The 14,989-nt window shown below is 45.9% G+C and carries 14 protein-coding genes and 1 tRNA gene; 13 read left to right on the top strand and 2 right to left on the bottom strand.

The genetic code is table 11. The annotated features are described in order from the left end of the window. Positions 1-52: 52 nt before the first annotated feature. The 4 genes from C2745_RS06170 (at position 53) to C2745_RS06155 (ending at position 5,076) form a co-directional block, all read left to right on the top strand. The gene (locus C2745_RS06170; protein ID WP_215383504.1) at positions 53-2,404 is read left to right on the top strand and encodes a Tex family protein; all 2,352 of its coding nucleotides are present in this window, start codon (positions 53-55) and stop codon (positions 2,402-2,404) included. A gap of 51 nt (positions 2,405-2,455) precedes the next feature. After that, positions 2,456-2,935: an arsenate reductase ArsC gene (locus tag C2745_RS06165; protein WP_215383503.1), complete on the top strand. Its 480-nt coding sequence runs from the start codon at positions 2,456-2,458 to the stop codon at positions 2,933-2,935. A 5-nt stretch (positions 2,936-2,940) separates the two neighbouring features. After that, a complete protein-coding gene (gene arsB / locus C2745_RS06160; RefSeq protein WP_215383502.1) occupies positions 2,941-3,987 on the top strand; it encodes an ACR3 family arsenite efflux transporter in 1,047 nt (348 codons plus the stop codon). A gap of 102 nt (positions 3,988-4,089) precedes the next feature. Further along, complete coding sequence (locus tag C2745_RS06155; RefSeq protein WP_215383501.1) at positions 4,090-5,076, top strand: tripartite tricarboxylate transporter substrate-binding protein; 987 nt, start codon at positions 4,090-4,092, stop codon at positions 5,074-5,076. Positions 5,077-5,170: 94 nt separating this feature from the next. On the opposite strand, the gene C2745_RS06150 is transcribed toward C2745_RS06155, so the two are convergent. Continuing rightward, positions 5,171-6,826 (bottom strand): FMN-binding glutamate synthase family protein, encoded by a 1,656-nt coding sequence (locus tag C2745_RS06150; RefSeq protein ID WP_215383500.1) that lies wholly within the window; start codon positions 6,824-6,826, stop codon positions 5,171-5,173. Between the two features lie 171 nt (positions 6,827-6,997). Between C2745_RS06150 and C2745_RS06145 the strand changes: the two genes are divergently transcribed. The 8 genes from C2745_RS06145 to C2745_RS06110 all read left to right on the top strand — a co-directional run bounded on the left by C2745_RS06145 (position 6,998) and on the right by C2745_RS06110 (position 13,134). Then, positions 6,998-7,381 (top strand): translational machinery protein, encoded by a 384-nt coding sequence (locus tag C2745_RS06145; protein ID WP_215383499.1) that lies wholly within the window; start codon positions 6,998-7,000, stop codon positions 7,379-7,381. Beyond that, positions 7,378-7,644: a DUF1488 family protein gene (locus C2745_RS06140; protein WP_128113664.1), complete on the top strand. Its 267-nt coding sequence runs from the start codon at positions 7,378-7,380 to the stop codon at positions 7,642-7,644. The genes C2745_RS06145 and C2745_RS06140 overlap by 4 nt, the downstream gene beginning before the upstream one ends. Positions 7,645-7,653: 9 nt before the next feature. Continuing rightward, the gene (locus C2745_RS06135) at positions 7,654-7,911 is read left to right on the top strand and encodes a hypothetical protein (RefSeq protein WP_215383498.1); all 258 of its coding nucleotides are present in this window, start codon (positions 7,654-7,656) and stop codon (positions 7,909-7,911) included. Between the two features lie 111 nt (positions 7,912-8,022). Continuing rightward, positions 8,023-8,916 carry a pseudouridine synthase gene (locus C2745_RS06130; RefSeq protein WP_215383497.1) on the top strand — a complete coding sequence of 298 codons (894 nt, stop codon included), beginning with the start codon at positions 8,023-8,025 and terminating at the stop codon, positions 8,914-8,916. 6 nt (positions 8,917-8,922) lie between these two features. Continuing rightward, complete coding sequence (gene dusA / locus C2745_RS06125; protein WP_215383496.1) at positions 8,923-10,005, top strand: tRNA dihydrouridine(20/20a) synthase DusA; 1,083 nt, start codon at positions 8,923-8,925, stop codon at positions 10,003-10,005. A gap of 67 nt (positions 10,006-10,072) precedes the next feature. Continuing rightward, positions 10,073-10,148: transfer RNA gene (locus C2745_RS06120), tRNA-His, on the top strand. A gap of 116 nt (positions 10,149-10,264) precedes the next feature. Beyond that, positions 10,265-11,578: an HD domain-containing phosphohydrolase gene (locus C2745_RS06115; protein ID WP_215383495.1), complete on the top strand. Its 1,314-nt coding sequence runs from the start codon at positions 10,265-10,267 to the stop codon at positions 11,576-11,578. 14 nt (positions 11,579-11,592) lie between these two features. Further along, complete coding sequence (locus C2745_RS06110; protein ID WP_215383494.1) at positions 11,593-13,134, top strand: diguanylate cyclase domain-containing protein; 1,542 nt, start codon at positions 11,593-11,595, stop codon at positions 13,132-13,134. On the opposite strand, the gene C2745_RS06105 is transcribed toward C2745_RS06110, so the two are convergent. Then, positions 13,131-13,625 (bottom strand): hypothetical protein, encoded by a 495-nt coding sequence (locus C2745_RS06105; RefSeq protein ID WP_215383493.1) that lies wholly within the window; start codon positions 13,623-13,625, stop codon positions 13,131-13,133. The two genes, C2745_RS06110 and C2745_RS06105, sit on opposite strands and share 4 nt — an antisense overlap. Before the next feature lie 134 nt (positions 13,626-13,759). Here C2745_RS06105 and C2745_RS06100 point away from each other — a divergent pair, with 134 nt between their 5' ends. Then, a complete protein-coding gene (locus C2745_RS06100; protein WP_215383492.1) occupies positions 13,760-14,986 on the top strand; it encodes an HD domain-containing phosphohydrolase in 1,227 nt (408 codons plus the stop codon). Positions 14,987-14,989 lie beyond the last annotated feature (3 nt).

Below are 14,989 nucleotides of genomic sequence, written 5' to 3'. Positions count from 1 at the left end.
TTGTTCTTCATTGAAATCCATATTCCAAAAATAATAGTAAAAATAGATCCTCATGCTGCCATCCATTGAACAACGTCTTGCCCAAGAACTCTCTGCTAAACCTGCTCAAGTGGCTGCTGCAATTGCCCTGATGGATGAGGGTGCCACAGTTCCCTTTATTGCCCGATATCGTAAAGAAGCAACCGGTGGACTCGATGATGCTCAGTTGCGATTATTGGAGGAGCGTTTAACGTACTTACGTGAGTTGGAAGATCGTCGTAAAACGATTGTTGCCTCAATAGAAGAGCAGGGCAAGATGACACCAGAGCTACTCAAAGCCATCATGTTGGCGGAAGATAAGACACGCCTAGAAGATCTCTATCTTCCATACAAACCTAAGAGAAGAACAAAGGCGCAAATTGCTCTAGAGGCCGGCTTAGAGCCTTTGGCTAATGATTTACTCAATAACCCAAATTTAGATCCAGAAACCGAAGCGGCCAAATACATTAAGGAAGCCTTTCAGGTGGACGGCACTGCTAATCCTGGAGTTCCGGATACCAAAGTCGCTCTAGAAGGCGCTCGTCAAATTTTGATGGAGCGATTTGCCGAAGATGCGGCATTGGTCCAGTCATTAAGAGCGTATTTACAAGATCATGGTGTTGTCGAATCCAAAGTGATTGCCGGCAAAGAGCAAGAGGGTGAGAAGTTCGCTGATTACTTCGATTATTCCGAGCCAATTAAAGCAATTCCATCGCATCGTGCCTTAGCCTTGTTTAGAGGTCGTCGCGAGCAGATGTTGATGGTTAATCTGCGCCTAGATACTGAAGAGGAAAAGCCGAAGTGGGATGCGCCACATAATCCTTGTGAAAACCGTATCGCTAATCACTTTAAGATTAAAAACGAAGGTCGCCCAGCTGATGCATGGTTAGCTGACACAGTTCGCTGGACCTGGCGTATTAAGTGCTCATTACATTTGGAATCAGAGTTGATGACAGCACTGCGTGAGCGCTCAGAAACCGAAGCGATCAATGTGTTTGCTCGCAACCTTAAGGATCTTCTCTTGGCGGCACCGGCAGGTCCGAGGGTAACGATTGGCTTGGACCCTGGAATGCGTACTGGCGTGAAGGTGGCTGTAGTGGATGCCACTGGCAAAGTCGTTGATACTGATGTGATCTATCCCCATCAGCCAAAAAACGATTGGGCAGGTTCACTGCATACCTTGGCTAAATTGGCAGAGAAGCATAACGCTACCTTAATCTCGATTGGCAATGGCACTGCCTCACGTGAGACGGATAAATTAGCGCAGGAGCTCATTAAGGCTAAGCCAGAACTCAAGTTAACTAAGATTGTTGTTTCTGAAGCAGGTGCATCGGTTTACTCCGCTTCAGAATATGCCTCCAAAGAATTACCAGGCATGGATGTGTCATTGCGTGGTGCGGTATCGATTGCACGTCGCTTACAGGACCCATTGGCTGAGTTGGTTAAGATTGACCCTAAATCGATTGGCGTTGGTCAGTATCAGCACGATGTGATGCAAACCCAATTGGCGAAGTCATTGGTAGCAGTGGTGGAGGATTGCGTGAATGCTGTAGGCGTGGATGTCAATACTGCTTCAGCGCCATTGCTAGCGAGGGTTTCAGGGTTGAGCTCTACAGTGGCTGAAGGTATTGTTGCTTATCGTGATAGCAAGGGTGCATTTAAATCAAGGGCAGACCTCAAGAGTGTTCCGCGCTTGGGAGATAAAACCTACGAGCAAGCCGCTGGATTCTTACGCATCATGAATGGCGATGATCCCTTAGATGCTTCAGCAGTCCATCCTGAATCCTATCCATTGGTTGAGAAGATTCTGAAAGACATTAAAAAGGGTGTCAAGGAAGTCATTGGTGATGCTAACCTCCTCAAATCACTCTCGCCAGAAAAATATGCCGATGGTCAGTTTGGTGTGCCAACCGTTACTGACATCATTAAGGAATTAGAAAAGCCTGGCCGTGACCCGCGCCCAGAATTCACTACTGCCACTTTTAAAGATGGCGTTGAAAAAATCAGCGATCTTAAAACAGACATGATTTTGGAGGGGGTTGTAACTAACGTAGCCGCATTCGGTGCCTTTGTGGACATTGGCGTTCATCAAGATGGCCTGGTGCATATTTCAGCGCTATCGAATACCTTTGTTAAAGATCCCCATAGCGTGGTCAAGGCGGGGCAGGTGGTGAAGGTCAAGGTGCTTGAGGTTGATGAGAAGCGCAAACGGATCGCCTTGACTATGCGCTTAAGCGATGAGGCGCCTAAGCCAGGCGCTAAGCCAGAACAAAGAGCACCTAACCGACCTAGAGCAACAGATGCCAGAAAGCCCCAGGAAGACAGACGCTCTGCGCTCCCAATCAATAATGCGATGGCTGCGGCCTTTGGCAAGCTTAAGAAATAAGTATCGATAGATATTAAGCAAACTGTCATAAAAGAGTGGGATAGTAGGGGTATGAAGCGATATAACATCCTGTTTCTGTGTACTCATAATTCAGCAAGGTCAGTGTTGGGCGAAGCACTGGCATCAACCCATCCAAGCGGAAAGTTTGTTGGCTACTCTGCAGGCTCAACCCCTGGTGGCAAGGTAAACCCGTTTGCCGCGCAAATCGCTAAAGAGTTGGGCTATCCAGAATCCCAGCTGAGAAGCAAGAGTTGGGACGAGTTCTCTCTGCCAGGAGCTCCTAAGATGGATTTCATTGTCACGGTATGCGATAACGCTGCTGGAGAGGTTTGCCCTTTCTGGCCCGGTAACCCCGTAACAGCGCATTGGGGATTCCCGGACCCATCACAAGTTCAAGGCACTGATCTAGAGAAGAGGGCGGCGTTTAATGAGGTGATGAACGGCCTTCAAAAACGTCTGGATATCTTGGCTGCAATGCCATTAGATAAATTGGACTCTATGAGCCTGAAGAATATTCACGCGCAGTTATAAACATCATGACTTCATTAACTAAAAAACTCTCATTTCTCGATCGATATCTAACGGTATGGATCTTTGCCGCAATGGCCCTTGGCATTGGCCTGGGCTATTTCTTCCCTGGGGTGGAGAATTTAATTAACTCCTTTCAAGTGGGTAGCACCAATTACCCGATTGCAATAGGCTTAATTCTGATGATGTATCCACCTTTTGCGAAGGTGCGTTATGAAGATTTACCGGATGTATTTAGGGATAAGAAGATTTTTGTTATTGCATTCTTGATGAACTGGATTATTGCGCCAGTATTCATGTTTCTGCTGGCGATCACCTTCGTGCCAAATCAACCGGAATATATGGCTGGCCTTATCTTGATTGGCATCGCACCTTGTATTGCCATGGTGATTGTGTGGAACGATATTGCAAAGGGCTCCACTGAGTATGCTGCAGGCCTAGTGGCATTCAACGCCATCTTTCAAGTGCTGTTCTTTAGTTTGTATGCCTACGTTTTCTTAACAGTATTGCCACCATTCTTTGGTCTCGCAAGTTCAAATATCAATATTACGATTGCTGAAATTGCCAAAACTGTATTTATCTATTTGGGCATTCCTTGTATTGCTGGCTTGCTCACTAGATTCCTGGCGCTTAAATTCGTATCGAAGGAGTGGTATCACGAACACTTTGTGCCAAAAATTGGAAAGATCACTTTAATAGCCTTATTGTTTACTATCGTGGTGATGTTTAGTCTAAAAGGTAAGTTGATTCTTCAGTTGCCAGGCGATGTCCTCACGATCGCCATCCCATTGCTTATTTATTTTGGTGTCATGTTCCTGATTACCTTTGTAATCACTAGCAAGATGGGTATCGATTACAAGCGCTGCTGTACTTTGTCATTTACAGCGTCAAGTAATAACTTTGAATTAGCTATCGCTGTGGCCATTGCTGTTTTTGGGATTAATTCTGGGGCGGCATTCGCGGCAGTGATCGGCCCCCTGGTTGAGGTGCCCATCATGATTGGATTGGTTGCGCTTGCCCTGTGGATAAAAGATAGATATTTCAAAGCTTTATGATGTTTTGACCGCCTTTGACCTAGAATTTCTCCCACTCAAGTGACAAATTCTCTAAACTACTACTTTGTATGTTTAATCGCGAAAGGTAGGAATCCTGTGAAAATGTCTCAATCAATTTTCCGTATTGCAGCAATATCGCTGTGTGCATTAAGCGTCAGCATTTCTGCTGCAAAAGCTGCGGATTTTCCTGGTGACCGCCCAATTACTTTGGTAGTGCCATTCTCTGCTGGCGGCCCAACAGATAAAGTAGCTCGTGAACTTGCTTTGGCAATGGGTAAGCAACTCAAAGGCCAGGTAATCGTAGATAACAGCCCTGGTGCTGGTGGCACGATTGCTGCAAAGCGTGTCATTAATTCGAAGAATGATGGCTATACACTCCTCATTCACCACATTGGTATGTCAACAGCTCCAGCTCTGTACAAGAACTTAGGCTTTGATCCGCTGAATGACTATGAGTACGTGGGGCAGGTTGCTGACGTACCGATGATCTTGGTTGGCAATAAGGATTTACCTCCTAAGAACTATCAAGAACTTCTTCCGTACATGAAAGCAAACGCTGGCAAGATTGCTTACGCAAATGCTGGTGTAGGTTCTGCTAGCCATTTGTGCGGCTTGCTCTTTATGAGCCGTATTCAGTTGGACTTAACTACAGTTCCATACAAAGGTACAGCGCCTGCATTGACCGATTTGATCGGTGGACAAGTGCAATTGATGTGTGACCAAACAACCAATCTTTCTGGTCAGTTGGCTACCAACGCAGTTAAGCCATACGGCACAACAACCATGCAGCGTATCAAAGCCTTTGACAAGATTCCTACTCTGAATGAGCAGGGCTTGAAAAACTTTGAAGTTAAAGTTTGGCACGGTGTGTACGCTCCAAAAGGTACGCCTAAAGCAGAGATGGATAAGTTGGCTAAAGCATTGCAAGGCGCCATTCAAGATCCGCTCTACAAGCAGCACATGGCTGAGTTAGGTGTTGAGATTCCATCACAAGCAAATGCAACTCCTGAAGGGTTAAAAAAGAATCTGAAGGCGCAGATTGAATTGTGGACGCCGATCATTAAGGCTGCAGGCATTTACGCAGACTAAGCATCTAGAAGTAAATTACTTCAATAAAAGACCGCCTACGGGCGGTTTTTTATTGCTCTAAAACTTCCTATCTACCACCTGCACTCAATTTCATTTAACTTTTTAGCGCTCCAAAGCTGCTGGCTTGCGCTTTATTCCAATAGAGGTTGTAGGCTCTAGGCAGATTCAGTGACTCGCTAATGAGTTCATTCTTGAGTAACTCCCCAGCAGGCATCTCTGGCAACAATACGGATAGAAGGCGTATCTCATTCTTATTAATGCGACGCACAATATGGGGCGCATCAATTTCACCCGGGTGATTTAAGCCTGCAGCTTCTACTAATTCCTTTAGGGCTTTTAGGGTTTCATTATGGAAGTTATAGACGCGCTCAGCTTTATTGGGAACTACCAGGGCTTTTTGACGACCGGGATCTTGTGTTGTTACGCCGGTAGGGCAAAAGCCTGTGTCACAAACTTGCGCCTGAATACACCCGACTGAGAACATAAAGCCTCGAGCGCTATTGCACCAATCAGCGCCTAGAGCAAAGGCGACTGCCATATCAAATGAGCTAATGATTTTTCCAGCGCAACCAATCTTAATTTGATCTCGTAAGTTTGTGCCAACAAGGGTGTTGTGCACTAAGCGCAGACCTTCTTGGAGTGGCGTACCTACGTGATTGGTAAATTCAACTGGGGAGGCACCGGTACCACCTTCGGAGCCATCGACCACAATAAAGTCTGGTGTGATATTGGTCTCTAGCATCGCCTTAACAATGCCAAACCACTCCCAGGGATGGCCAATGCAAAGCTTGAAGCCCACTGGTTTGCCGCCGGATAAGTCGCGTAGCTTCTGAATAAAATGCATCAGCTCTAAAGGGGATGAGAATGCGCTGTGTGAGTTCGGAGAAATACAACTTTCGCCCACTTTGACACCACGAGCCTCAGCGATTTCTGGAGTGACCTTGGAGCCTGGCAGAATTCCGCCATGGCCAGGCTTAGCACCTTGGCTGAGCTTGATTTCAATCATCTTCACCTGAGGATCAACGGCGTTTTCAGTATATTTATCGGCATTGAATGTGCCATCGGGATTGCGGCAGCCAAAATAGCCAGAGCCAATCTCCCAAATCAAATCACCGCCATGCACGCGGTGGTAGATAGAGATCGATCCTTCACCGGTGTCGTGAGCAAAACCCCCTTTGTAGGCGCCCAGATTTAATGCCATCACGGCATTGGCGCTCAATGAACCAAAGCTCATGGCAGAGATGTTAAAAATGCTGGCAGAGTAGGGATGCTTGCAGTCTTTGCCACCAATCGTTACTCGAAAGTCATGGCTTGGTAACTTCGTTGGCATGAGTGACTGGTTGATCCACTGATACCCAGGCGCCATGACATCTAAAGTTGTGCCGAATGGAATGGAATCGGAGACTGCCTTTGCTCGTGAGTACACCAAAGTTCTTTGCTCACGAGAAAACGGTGCCTCATCGTTATCACCTTCAATAAAGTATTGGCGAATTTCAGGGCGGATGTATTCGAGCATAAAGCGTAAGTGCCCAATGACAGGGTAGTTACGCAAGATCGACATTCTAATTTGCAGTAGGTCATATATACCCACTAGAGTTAATGCGCCAAAGAGAAAAAAGTAACGCCAAGCGCGACTATCCCAAGGGTTCTCATTGAGCTCTAAAGTGGCAAAACTAAATAAAGCCCCAAAAATACAAAGTAGAAAAGGAAGGTATCTTAGGGGGATCAGTTTATTCAGTGGATTAACCATGGCGAACTCTCATTAACATGATCTGAGTATAAGGATTTATCTAATTTTGACTATTTGCAAGGCATTCCCCCATGACTACGTAGGAATTTGACTTAAATCAACTCTAAACGTGCTTCAGGGCCCAATAAGGAGTATGGTGAAAGATTCATCGTTATAAATAATAGGAAAACAATGTCTTTAAATCACGCAGTTATTTGGATCGACCATAAAGAAGCCCATGTCATGTTTTTAAGTGCTGACGCTAGCGAAGCAGAAGTCATCAAAACCAAGTCTAGCCATGCACATTTGCACCACAAGGGTGGGGTGGTTGGTAGCGGCAAATTAGAATTAGATTCTAAATACCTGCATTCAGTTATTCAGGCGGTCAATCTCTCTAAAGAGATTTTGGTTATTGGCCCAGGATCTGCCAAGCTTGAGTTAATTAAGCATGCACACCACCATGATCCTAAAGTTGCAGAGAAGATTGTTGGCGTTGAAACAGTCGATCATCCAACGGATAAAGAAATTTTGGCTTACGCACGTAAGTTCTTTTATAAAGTGGATCAGATGTTATGAAAATTGAGTTTGTAGGGCCAGCAAGTCTGGCTGCTGATGGTGGTGTTATTTATATCGCCAAACTAGACGGCAAAGATGTCCAATGCCACTTCAGTTATGAGGCGCTAGAGGATGTTGACCCCGATTCTGTTTTTGGAGATGCTTTAGAGCATTTCTCTAAACATCAGCTGATGCTCTTATCGGCTGCAGAGAAGAAGTTTATTAAAGGTTTAACTCACAATGGTCAGCTGCAGATTAGTAGTAGCGACTTGCGTCTTGAATAAAGGATGACTATGACTAAAGAAGCATTGGGTCCAGACGGATTGCCTGGCCATGATTATTTCTTAGATGCCGTAAATCATATTGATGAGGCAGTTGCTAGCGAGACTATTGCGATTGGTGCTGCCAAGGGTATTGTCTTTAGTCTGGTAGAGACTCTGGGTGCCATGGTTGGTGATCCCGATCTTCCAAACCATCTGAAATCCGGTTATATGGGCGCTCTTGATCTCGCAGTGGAGTTAGAAGCTAAGTTGGCCAAGAGAAGTAAATAGGCATTTCCTGGTTAGGAAAGAAGAAAGCAAAATGGGTGGCCTAGCCACCCATTTTTATTGGATTCACTCAAATCACTTAAAATTACCTTATTGAAATCCTAAGCTACAAACATGAAAGTTAATTCCGAGGGGGTATCCTCATCACGCGTTTATCTGCCAGCAGATAAGCAGTACCCCAGTCTCTTGGAGTTCTTTATCCATCAATTTCCCCATATTGAAAAGGGTGAGTGGGAAGCGCGCTTTAGCGAAGGTCTAGTGATGACTGCAGATGGGCAGGCAGTTGCATCGCAAGACGCCTATCAGCCCAATATTCATTTAATCTACTTCAGGCGACTTGCTAAGGAGCCAGTAATCCCTTTTGAGGAAACCATTCTGTTTCAGGATGCGCATATCGTCGTAGCAGATAAGCCTCACTTCCTGCCAGTCACACCGAGTGGTTTGTACTTGCATCAAACATTGCTCAATCGGCTTAAGAAAAAAACCGGCATTCAAACCCTGAGCCCCATTCATCGAATTGATCGCGATACCGCGGGCTTAGTCATCTTCTCAATTAATCCTAATGAGAGAGCGCAATACCAAAATCTATTTCGAGATCGGGCGGTGAAGAAGGTGTATGAGGCAATTGCGCCATACTCAGAGGCGTTGGAAAAAAAGCTTCCAATCATCTATCAAAGCAGGCTAGAAGAATCAGAGCATTTCTTGCAGATGCAGGAAGTAGAGGGCGAACCCAATGCCGACACCCAAGTCGAACTCATTGAAATCACGAAGCCATGGGCCAGATATCGACTAACGCCGGGTAGCGGCAAGAAGCATCAGTTGCGCTGCCACCTCAATGCCTTGGGGGTCCCTATTAAAGGTGATCAGATCTACCCAATTCTGACGCCGTACCAAGAGTATGATTTGGACTTTTCCAGTCCATTGCAGCTCTTGGCTAAAGAAATCCATTTCAATGATCCCATTACTAATGAGGGTAGATCATTTGTTAGCAAGAGAGTGCTGGGTTAAGTCGATATGAGTGTTAACAATAAAAAACGCCTAGCAGTAGCTCCAATGATGGAGTGGACAGATCGTCATTGCCGCTCTTTTCATCGCACCCTTACTAAAGAAGCTGTCCTCTATACCGAAATGGTAACGACAGGGGCGCTTATGCATGGCGATGTCCCGCGCCATTTAGATTATTCACAAGATCAGCACCCGGTAGTCCTGCAATTAGGCGGATCAGAGCCAAGCGATTTGGCAAGGTCCGCCGAACTTGCTCAGCAGTGGGGCTACGATGAAATAGATCTGAACTGCGGTTGCCCGTCAGAGCGTGTACAGCGGGGTGCCTTTGGGGCCTGCCTCATGGCTGAGCCCAATCTCGTGGCTCAGTGCGTCAAGGCAATGAAGGGCGCAGTAGATATTCCAATCTCGGTTAAGCACCGCTTAGGCCTTGACTCTATGGATGCTGCGAATTCAGACGCTGATTATCAATTTGCGCTGAACTTTATTCTCGCTGTAGCGGATGCTGGCGCAAGTCAAGTCACGATTCATGCGCGCAATGCCGTGCTTAAAGGTTTATCGCCAAAAGAAAATCGTAGCAAACCACCGTTGCGTTATGAAGTGGCTGCAAAACTTCGATTGGATGCGCAAAAGCAATTCCCGAATCTCAAAGTATTGCTCAACGGCGGTCTAGAAACAAACGAACAAATTGCTGGTCACTGGAATGACTTTGATGGCTTTATGGTGGGTAGGGCGGCTTATCACTTCCCAGCTTTGTTATTAGGCTGGGACGACATGATCAACACAGATGGTGATGCAGCTGGCTATCTTTTTAGCGAGACAGAGTGGCATCGCATTCAGATCGGATTGGTAAATCAGGTCATAGCCTGGTTTGATGAATGTCAGGCAAAAGGCAAGCCCTTTTATATCGGCGCCTTCACAAGGCACATTTTGGGTCTGGCCCATGGCAGGGCGGGTTCGCGCTATTGGCGCCAACGGCTTTCAGATCACCACGCTTTAGCCAAGGTTCAAAGTAAAGCGGCCATTGTAGATTTCTTCATCGATGCCAGTCTCACCCTTGGGGATTGGGCTGCTTTTGAGTACGAAAGTGCCTAACTTGGCCCAATAAACAGCGTTTTTGACAGGTTTTTGAGCAAAAAGCTATAATGTCACCTCTACAACGGCGGACGTAGCTCAGTTGGTAGAGTCCCAGATTGTGATTCTGGTTGTCGCGGGTTCGAGCCCCGTCGTTCGCCCCACCTAGATTTTCAGATTATCCCCACCCAAAACATCCTCACCTACCTCTTTGATACGGTCAAAGCGAGGGTAATTGCGTCTTTTGGTAAATCATCTCTTGGAATTAGAATTTAGAGAGATGCAATTAGCCAATCAAACCTTTTATTTTTCAAGTCTGGTCATCCTTATTGGACTGCTGGCAGGCTCCTTATCGCGTCACGATAGTGCAGCAGCTAATAAGCAGCTTTTCTATTGGCCCCTAAGCCTCTTCTTGCTAGCTGTATCGATGGCTTGTTTTTTCATCGGCTCTTGGGGTGGTAAGGCTGTTTTAGCAATAGCCAATCTCTCACTTGTCGGCGGCGTAATTTGTATCGGCATCTTATTTAGATCTTGGCGTGGTCAAGCTAATAAATCTACATTGGTAATTTCAGCAGTCGCCTTTGTTGTTTCCTCAATTGCCTATTTTTATTTTCTTGCGACTGGAACTACGGCTGACCGAATCTATTTGATGAATGGCATCCTTGCGCTTGCATCATTTTGGCAAGTAATTGAGTTGGCTTTATTGGTCAGGAAGAGGGTTAAAGCATACCAAATCAAAATTCTGATGGTGATAGAGCTTGTAGAGATATTGGTCAGAGTCATGCGCTCCATATACCTACGTTTTTATGCTGATTCCAATCTGGGAAGTTTGTATCAAGAAGATGCAATCGGTTTTTCTCTGCGCGTAGTTTCGATTCTGTTGCTGCTTATGGTTTGCGTGATCATTACCAACTATTATTTGGAGTCTCTATGGAGAGAGCATCGTAGTAACGCCAGAGCAATTGAGAGCGGTATGCTTCAGAGCTTAAACGCTTTATCCATGGTGAGAGATAACGAGACTGGCAATCACATCTTGCGAACCCAGCAATACGTTAAAAGGCTTGCTGAAAGCCTAAGAGATCTCGGGCACTACGTCGATGATTTATCTGATCGCGCAATTGAGCACATGGTTCATGCTGCACCGTTGCATGATATTGGCAAGGTTGGCATACCGGATAATATTTTGAAAAAAGAAGGTAGTCTTGACGCGGAAGAGTGGGCTGTTATGCAAACTCATGCCGCTTTGGGTGAGCGCGTTTTGAGGGCGGCCAAACTCGAAGAGACAAAAAGCGCCAAGGTGTTAGACGTTGCCATTGATATTGCCGGTTCACATCATGAAAATTGGGATGGTAGCGGCTATCCCAATGGACTAAAAGGCCAAGATATTCCTTTGGCTGCCAGAATTATGTCTCTAGCAGATATGTACGATGCCTTAGTCAGTGAAAGGGTCTACAAGAAGAAGTGGTCTCATGAAGAGGCTTGTCAGGAGATCATTCAAAATAAAGGCAAGCGCTTTGACCCAGCTGTTGTTGATGCATTCATAAACGAGCAAGATTACTTTAGCGAGATCGCCTCTCGTTATGGTGATGCTTAATCAAAGTAACTGATATGGTCTATATAGCCCCACCAGATGTAAAGCGTAATTCAAGATTAATTATCTTGACAGCTTTTGTATTGGCCCTGATCTTCATCATCAATGCGGTGGTATCGGCTTATTTATTGCGTGAAAATACCATCAAATCACGCGTGAATCAACTTGCCAACTTAACTGTTATTTTGGCGGAACACACTTCGCAAACTATTTACTCCGCAAAAATCGCATTGGATAGCATTGAAGATGTATTACGAGTCTCCAATGTCCAGTCTGACCAAGATTATCGAAAGTTTGCTGGCGACCAGCAGCAATTTAATTTACTTCAAGAAAAGACCAAGTCTAATCCTATTATTGATGTCGCTACATTTGTGGCTAAAGACGGAGAGGTCATTAACTTTTCAAGATCATATCCTGCGCCAAAAATTAATTTAGCCGATCGTGATTACTTTCAGTGGTTAAGCTCTCATGATGATTCAGATACATTCTTTAGTCTTCCAGTCCAAAACAAGGGCAATGGCAAGTGGGTGTTTTATCTCGCCAAACGAGTCAACGGATCAAAGAATCAGTTTTTAGGGGTAATCCTCGTTGGGGTATCGGTTGAGGTCTTCTCCAATCTTTATGAACGCATTGGCTCAAGCCTTGGTGATGGCTCATCTGTAACCTTATATCGCAAAGATCAACGTCTATTAACACGCTGGCCTTTTGTGGACAACATGATTGGAAAGCTCAATACAGGCAGCGTGATTCAAAATTCATTAAATAGCGATAACACTGGTGGAGTCATCTTTACAAACGCTCCGGGCTTTAATATGAACAACCAGCCTGTAGAGAGAATGGCATCATTTCGCAGTGTAAAAAACTATCCTCTTATCGTGGGATCTACCGTGACCAAGGATCTGTACTTGGCGAGCTGGTACTCCAGTCTTTGGGGGGTTTTATATACCACCATCTTTAGCTTGGCAGTGATATTCATCGGCTCATTCTTTTTATTGCGTACTTATCATAGGAATGCCAAGGCTCAGTATTTAGCACATCATGATTCTCTTACAAGCTTGCCTAACCGCCTCTTATTTTCTGACAGACTTCAGCATGCCATGTCTTTAGGAAGGCGAAATTTAGAAAAGGTTGCCATTCTATTTATTGATTTAGATAATTTAAAAACGATCAATGATCATTTTGGACATCTTGCGGGCGACGCCGTACTGAAAGAAGCATCAGAGAGGATGAGATCTTGCATTCGAGATTCGGATACTTTGGCTAGGGTTGGCGGCGACGAATTCATCATCTTACTCCCCACGATAGATGGTGAACAGGACGCAATCACGGTAGGCAAAAAAATTCTTCAGGTAATGTCTAGCCCAATTGATTTTGAAGGGCAGGCACTTCATTCAAGTGCCAGCATCGGTATTGCCGTTTATCCAGATCATGGTTTGGATGAAAATAAACTGATCAATAACGCCGACGTGGCTATGTATTCCGCCAAGGCTAGCGGCAAAAATGCGATCCAAGTATTTGGTGAGCCGGTAATTGCGGAAGTAATCAATACTCTAGGTTAACCAGCCTTTTTTCTAGCGCTACGAGCTGATTCTGCGGCCGCATTCGACATGCGTACTGCCTCTGCCGCTGCATCTGCTGCACGCTTAGTTGCCTCAGCCGCCTCGGCAGACGCTTTTACGGAAGATTCTTCGGCTTGATGGGCAACGGCGGCTGCCGCTGCCGCTGCTGCTGCTGACGCGGCTGCAGCTGCTTCAATTGAGGCTTCTGCGGATGCTGCCGCTGCGTCTGCTGCTGCTTCTGCCGCATCAATTACCGCTTCTGATGCCGCCAGCTTTGCTGCTTTTGCAGAATTGCGGGCAGCAAGCAATGCCTTCTCAGCGGCTATGGCAGCTCGTTTAGCAGCCTCTAGCGCGCTTGATGTAAGGTTTTTGAGTGTCCCAATAGCCTCTGAATAGCGTTGGTTAATCACCGCATAACCCTGTCGTAGGTTGTTAACCTCTGTTTCCAGGTTTACCAGCTTAGAGTAGATGTTTTCTATTTCTTTATTCATTTAATAATTCCTATTTGTCGTCCCATACTCCCCCACTTATGCTTGAATAGCAAGGCATTTGCAGCTTTTGGTGGGGTGCATAAAAAAAGCTAGATACGTGTTGTTAGTGTATGTTTTGGCGCCATAATAGGAATATGAATGACGGCAATAAAAAGAGGGAAAATGTTTCCGCGCTAGCGGTTCAGCGGGAGCTCGAGAAACGAGGTTGGGCGCTTTCAGCACTCTCTGAGGCTGCGGCAGCTTTGGCTCGCGCAGATTCAGTCGATCTATTGGTGCAGGAGGTATGCACCGCTATAGCCGCTCAAGGACCTTATGTACTTGCTTGGGTTGGCAAGGCAGAAGAGGATCAAGATAAAACGGTATCAGTTTTAGGAAGTGCGGGATCCGCCTCTAATTACCTAAAAGATATTGTTGTTAGTTGGTCGGATGAAATTCTCACAGGATTGGGCCCCGGGGGCACTGCTATTCGCACAGGAAAATGCAGCGTTATCACTGACTCTGAAATTGACGAGGGATTCTTGCCTTGGCGAATACGGGCTCGAGAATTTGGTATTCGATCTGCAATTGGGTGTCCTATCCCAGATGGCAATGACTCCCATCCTTTTGGTGTATTGCTGGTTTATTCCAAAGCGCCGCATGCTTTTGGGCCATCCGAGGAGCAGCTCTTTGAGAGTTTGGCTAAGGAGATTGGTTTTGGCCTGCGCTCTATTGAGCGTCAGCATAAATTAGACGATCAAATTCATGAGAAAGAGCAGACTCAAGAACGCCTTGCCAATGCTTTACGCTCAACGATTGAGGCAATGTCAAAAACGATGGAGTGGAGAGATCCCTATACTGCCGGCCATCAAAGACGCGTTGCATTAATTTCAGTTGCGATTGCTAGAAAGTTGGGCTTATCTGATGAGGTTGCTCAGACTTTGTACATGGCTGGAATGGTTCATGATATTGGTAAGGTTTCGGTTCCCTCTGAGATATTGACTAAGCCAACCCGCTTAACTGACCTAGAAATGCAGATGGTCCAAGGGCACGTTGAGGCCGGGTATCAAATATTGAAAGATATTCCGTTTCCTTGGCCTATAGCTGAAATGGTTCGCCAACATCATGAGAGACTGGATGGCACAGGCTACCCCGGAGGCTTAAAGGGCGATCAAATTTGCCTTGAATCACGGATTTTGGCGGTGGCCGATACGATAGAGGCAATGGCAACACATAGACCATACCGTCCTGCACGAGGTTTAACTGCTGCGATGGAAGAGATTAATGCTGAGGCTGGTCCAAAGCTGGACGCCAAGGTGGTAGAGGCTGCTAATCAGTTGCTGGCTGAGGGTAATCAGTTGCAAGACATTCTTGAGTCTACCTAAGTC

Source organism: Polynucleobacter sp. AP-Kolm-20A-A1 (assembly GCF_018688315.1).
GTDB lineage: Bacteria > Pseudomonadota > Gammaproteobacteria > Burkholderiales > Burkholderiaceae > Polynucleobacter.
This window is presented reverse-complemented; position numbering and strand designations above follow the sequence as displayed.